Annotated in this window: 6 protein-coding genes; 3 read left to right on the top strand and 3 right to left on the bottom strand. The window is 66.9% G+C overall.

Translation table 11 applies throughout. From position 1 onward, the window contains the following. The first annotated feature begins 249 nt into the window (after window positions 1–249). Complete coding sequence (locus tag ABT170_RS40540) at window positions 250–462, top strand: RCC1 domain-containing protein (RefSeq protein ID WP_351876280.1); 213 nt, start codon at window positions 250–252, stop codon at window positions 460–462. Here ABT170_RS40540 and ABT170_RS40535 read toward each other — a convergent pair. Together ABT170_RS40535 and ABT170_RS40530 are read right to left on the bottom strand one after the other, a co-directional pair. Beyond that, on the bottom strand, window positions 450–674 hold the full coding sequence (locus ABT170_RS40535; protein ID WP_351876277.1) for a hypothetical protein: 225 nt from the start codon (window positions 672–674) through the stop codon (window positions 450–452). The two genes, ABT170_RS40540 and ABT170_RS40535, sit on opposite strands and share 13 nt — an antisense overlap. Window positions 675–884: 210 nt before the next feature. Further along, window positions 885–1,034, bottom strand: a complete 150-nt coding sequence (locus tag ABT170_RS40530) for a hypothetical protein (protein WP_329940277.1) — start codon at window positions 1,032–1,034, stop codon at window positions 885–887. 417 nt (window positions 1,035–1,451) lie between these two features. Here ABT170_RS40530 and ABT170_RS40525 point away from each other — a divergent pair, with 417 nt between their 5' ends. Next, the gene (locus ABT170_RS40525; protein ID WP_351876274.1) at window positions 1,452–2,015 is read left to right on the top strand and encodes a YdeI/OmpD-associated family protein; all 564 of its coding nucleotides are present in this window, start codon (window positions 1,452–1,454) and stop codon (window positions 2,013–2,015) included. Between the two features lie 352 nt (window positions 2,016–2,367). Here the strand turns inward: ABT170_RS40525 and ABT170_RS40520 are convergent, their stop codons facing one another. Beyond that, window positions 2,368–3,348 (bottom strand): helix-turn-helix transcriptional regulator, encoded by a 981-nt coding sequence (locus tag ABT170_RS40520; protein ID WP_329944420.1) that lies wholly within the window; start codon window positions 3,346–3,348, stop codon window positions 2,368–2,370. Between the two features lie 116 nt (window positions 3,349–3,464). On the opposite strand from ABT170_RS40520, the gene ABT170_RS40515 reads away from it, so the two are divergent. Then, complete coding sequence (locus ABT170_RS40515; RefSeq protein ID WP_351876271.1) at window positions 3,465–4,406, top strand: alpha/beta fold hydrolase; 942 nt, start codon at window positions 3,465–3,467, stop codon at window positions 4,404–4,406. Window positions 4,407–4,859 lie beyond the last annotated feature (453 nt).

Raw genomic sequence — 4,859 nt, 5'->3', positions numbered from 1 at the left:
GACGCAGCCAAGGAACTCCTCTTCCGCCTTCGCCTGATGCACCCAGAGATCACCCTCGTCTGTGCAGACTCCGCCTATGCCGGCAAGCTCGACTAGCAGGACGGTGGGGTGCCCAACGGGCTGCGAACAACCCGCTGCTCCTCCGACACTACCCAGCCGAACAGGGCCTGATCGAACCGCTGTTGATGAAGTACGAGGGGACCTTGTCGCCAGCACTGTCGGGCGCACCAAACGCACCGCCCCGTCGAGATTCCCCGCCTCAAGGACGCCCAGCACCTCGCCGCGGGTGCGCGACACGGTGCGGCGCTCATCGACGGCAGCGTCCACACCTGGGGCGACAACACCGAGGGCCAGCTCGGCAACGGCATTACCACCGCGGGCCACCAGGAGGTCAAGCTGCCGGGCACCCCCTGGAAGAACATCGCCGCGGCTCTTGCCGGCAACACTACCTACGCCTGCTGAACCCGTCCGACACCGCGCTCCCTTCCGCTCCGCAGCGGTCCTGCCGGTGCGGCGTCCCGCTGGAAACGGATGAAGGTCAGGTCCGGCACGATCGAGTCGACGGCGAGGAGCTGCGGGGCTGCGTGCGTGGTGGACAGGGCGATCAACGAGCCGCGTCCCGGCGGGGCGCGGCTCGTTGCCGTGCCGGGCTTTGTGGGGCTGTGGTATGTCATCCGGGGTGACGTGCAGCGGCGGGGTGCGGCCGGGGCCTGGCGGCCGGTTGTGCCGCGAGGCCCCGGCCGCGGTCAGGGTTGTTGCGGGTTCGGGGCGGGGTTCTGCTCGATGATTTTCAGGATGGTGACGTGGGTGTCCGGGACGCGGTGGGCCGTGCCGGTGTCCCGTGATGTCCACCAGTCGTCATTCAGGGGGTCTCCGGCCCGGCCCTACTGGAGGAGGGTGTATTCCTCGCCCTGGGAGAACCGCCACAGCACGGGCGGGTCCTCGGCCACGGCGTCGTGGTCACGGATGATTCTGACGCGGGCCCGTAAGTGCCAGTCGTGCCGGGTGGTCCCGGCCTCGGCCCTGTTCTGCATGTGAGTGATCTTTCGTTCGTGCGGGTGTTCTCCCCGGGTGAACGGTCCGCCCGTCCGGGAAGTGCCGTGCGTGCCGCGCCCGCACGTGAGGGAGCCTCCGCAGGCCGGCCGCGGTTGTCCGCCGTTGCTGACCGGGTAAACCCTGGGTTCTGACGGGCGCTCGGCGCCCCTCGTGGAGCCGCCCGCCCCGCCCGGAGGGGTTGCGCCGGGGGTTGTCTGCACAGGTGGCGCGCGCCTCTTCCGCTCCCTCGAACGAGGGGCCTGCGGCCGATCCGTCCCCGCTCGGCTCCTGTGGTTGCCTGCCGGGCATGGTGATGACACCCCGGCGCAGATCCCGGGCGGCGCGGTGAAACTCTCGGATTGTCGTACCCGACAGGTTCAATGGAACCGACGAGACGACCGACGGGAGCACCGCGCATGGAGCCAATCTTCTTTTCAAGTCCTGAGGAGTTCCGGGACTGGCTGGAGGAGCACCACGCGACTGCCTCCGAATGCAGGGTGGGCATGTGGAGGAAGGGAGCGGGTAAGCCCACGCTGAGCTGGTCGGAGGCGGTGGACCAGGCCCTGTGCTACGGCTGGATCGACGGCCGGCAGAGCCCGATTGACGACTTCTCCTGGACGATCCGGTTCACTCCGCGCAGGCCGCGCAGCAACTGGAGCCTGGTCAACCTCCGCAAGATCGAGGAGCTGACCGCGCAGGGGCTCATGCGGCCGGCCGGTACCGCGGTGTTCGAAGCCCGTGACCGGGATCGCGAGGAGAAGTCGGTCTTGGAGTTCGAGGCGGCGCAGCTGGCTCGCTTCCAGGCAGAGCCGCGGGCGTGGGAGTGGTTCAGCGGGCAGGCGCCGTCCTACCGCAAGCAGGCCGTCCACCATGTCACCAGTGCCAAGCTGGACGAGACTCGCGAGCGGCGGTTGGACCAGCTGATCGCCGACAGCCTGGAGGGGGTGCGGCTCAAACCGTTCCGGCGGCCTGGAAGCTGAGGGTCCGCTGGAGCAGGCCGAGTGCGATCGTGTATCCCTCCAGCTCGGCCGTTCAGCGCGGGACCTGCCGCTCCAGACACCCGTCGGGCTTGCCCTTTAGGTGCCCAAGTCCACGGCCGACGATCGACACCGCCGCCCACGAGGCGCCAGCCGCCACCACAGCCTGCACCGCCCGTCGCGACCTCGCCCCCGGTCGCTTGCCGAGTGCGTGGCGATGCTGGCCCGGCACGAGACGGTCCATCCGCAGAGAGCAGGGTTGGCGGACCCGCCGACTCGTGACCCGGGCGTCTGCGGGAACGGACAACCCCATGCTATTGGGCGGAACTGTTCTTGAAGCCCTGCCTCGTCCGCTTCAAGACGGGTGAAGGTCTCCGCTGGTGCGCGGCCGGCCGTATCGTTCGACGAGGGCGTTGCCGATCGAGGCCAGGTGGTCTCGGATCCCCGGAGGGCCGGTCACCTCGACCCATTCGACCAGCCCGGAGAGCTCGCCGGCGAGGATGTACTCATTGGGGCCGCGGATCACGACCTCGATGCGGCCATCGGTCGTGGAACCTCCCACGTCGAGCCGGTCGCCGAGCGCCATCCGGAGTATGCCTATCCCGTCGGGTGTGCATACCGCCTGGACCTCCAGCGGTGTTCGTTTGCGATCGACCTCTTTGGCGATCTCATTCCAGCTCTCGGCAAGGTCGAAGTCCCCGGGTCGGTGCACAGGGTCGCCGGTCGGGTCGGCGGACGACACGCGGTCGATCCGGAAGACCCGTCGGCCGGTCTCGGTGTTGGAGACGAGGTACCACACAGGACCTTTGGCCACGATGCCCAGCGGGTGGACGGTTCTCCGGGTCTCGGCGCCTTTGCTGTCGACGTAGCCGAGCGACACCTGGACGCCGCTGATCACCGCGTCCTGGAGTTCGTCGAGGAAGCGAGGCGGCCGGTGCTCGATCCGGCTCGCCCCCCATCGCTGCGGGTCTACGACCAGCGACGCCGCCGCTGTCTCGGCCTGCACCTGAAAGGGCTTCGGTAGGGCATGGACGAGCTTGCGCAGAGCTGCTTTCAGCGCCGGCGTCGCATCCGAGGCCGGACCGAGAGCCAGGAACAGGGCGCGTGCCTCGCTGGCGGTCAACCCGGACAGGTCGGTACGAGCACCGCCCACAAGGCGCCAGCCGCCACCTCGGCCCTGCACGGAGTACACGGGCACCCCGGCCATGGCCAGGGCATCGAGGTCACGGCGGGCGGTGCGCTCGGAGACGTCCAGCTCTCGGGAGACCTCCGCGGCTGTCACCTGCTCGCGCCGTTGGAGCAAGAGGAGTATGGCCACCAGTCGATCGGATCGCATACAGACAAAACTCTCATAAAAACCGGTCATGAGGTGACCGGTTTGGATAGCAAGATGGCGACATGGCCTCATCGAGGAGGTCGACCGCCAGTGAACGCCCCCAGAGAGGAAATGCAGTGATCAATCAAGCAGAATTTCCCGAGCCCACCCTCATCCAGGTCAACGGTGTGGAGATCGAAGTGTTCGAAGCAGGCCGAGAAAACAAGGGCAAGCCCATCGTGCTCTGCCACGGCTGGCCGGAGCACGCCATCACCTGGCGTCACCAGATGCCCGTCCTCGCCGCAGCCGGCTACCACGTCATCGCACCGAACCAGCGGGGTTACGGCAACTCATCCCGCCCGGCCGAGGTGACGGACTACGACATCGAACACCTGACGGGCGACCTCGTCGCACTCCTGGACCACTATGGCTACGAGGACGCCACCTTCGTCGGCCACGACTGGGGTGCGTTCGTCGTCTGGAGCCTGACCCTGCTGCACCCCGACCGGGTGAACAAGCTGATCAACCTGAGCCTGCCTTACATGGAACGCGGAGAAACGCCGTGGATCGAGGTCATGGAAACCTTCCTCGGCGGCGACTTCTACTTCGTCCACTTCAACCGGCAGCCGGGCGTCGCGGACGCCGTGTTCGATGCCAATACCTCCCAGTTCATCCGCAACCTCTACCGGAAGAACGTGCCCCCCGCACCCCCTGAGCCGGGCATGGCATTCATCAATCTCGCCAAGGCGGAAACACCACTTGGTGAGCCCGTCATGAGCGACAGCGACCTGGCCGTCATCGTCTCCGCGTTCGAGACGTCGGGATTCACCGGCGGCATCAACTGGTACAGGAATCTCGACCGCAACTGGCACCAGCTGGCGGACGCGGACCCAATCATCAAGCAGCCCACCCTCATGATCTACGGCGACCGGGACTTCGCGGTCCCGAGGTTCGAAAGACTGGCAGAGTTCGTGCCCAACGTGGAAGTGGTCGGCCTGGACTGCGGTCACTGGATCCAGCAGGAAATGCCCGAAGAAACAAACCAAGTGATCTCAGAATGGCTGGACCGGCAGGGCTAGTGTCTCGTGATCCGGTTCGTGTCACCAGTCCCGGCACGCCCCCCCCCCGCAGCCGTGACGAGAGCCAGCCGGACGCGAAGAACGCGTCCTCTCTCTTCCAGTCGAGAGTGCGCTGATCTTCCCGCACAGCGAGCTGGAGGCTCTTCTGCGATGTGCCGGCTTGGCGTCAGTGCGGTTTGTCAGTGACGTGATGTTAGTTTTCGGTGTTTGCGCTGGCTGGGTGTTTGCTCGGGTGGGTTTTGCTGCCATGAGCCGGTTCGGGGGGCTGGTGGTGCTGTCGTGGGGCGGCACACCACTGGCTCGCTCGCTGTCGCGGAATCGGTGCTTTTGAGATCGGCCGTTCTGCCGGCAGTACGAGGCCCCGGGCGCTCCGCCCGGGGCCTCCGTACGACAGCATGTGACGTCTGTCCCGGCTGGTTTAACGATGGGCTGCGGCTGGTGTTATGCCCAGTC

Source organism: Streptomyces sp. NPDC001787, assembly GCF_040297465.1.
Taxonomy (GTDB): domain Bacteria; phylum Actinomycetota; class Actinomycetes; order Streptomycetales; family Streptomycetaceae; genus Streptomyces.
The sequence above is the reverse complement of the archived record's forward strand: the minus strand, read 5'-3'. Positions and strand labels throughout refer to the sequence as shown.

Coding starts and splice junctions, on each gene's coding strand:
- ABT170_RS40535 (WP_351876277.1), bottom strand. CDS start 674: ATGACATACCACAGCCCCACAAAGCCCGGCACGGCAACGAGCCGCGCC.
- ABT170_RS40530 (WP_329940277.1), bottom strand. CDS start 1,034: ATGCAGAACAGGGCCGAGGCCGGGACCACCCGGCACGACTGGCACTTA.
- ABT170_RS40525 (WP_351876274.1), top strand. CDS start 1,452: ATGGAGCCAATCTTCTTTTCAAGTCCTGAGGAGTTCCGGGACTGGCTG.
- ABT170_RS40520 (WP_329944420.1), bottom strand. CDS start 3,348: ATGCGATCCGATCGACTGGTGGCCATACTCCTCTTGCTCCAACGGCGC.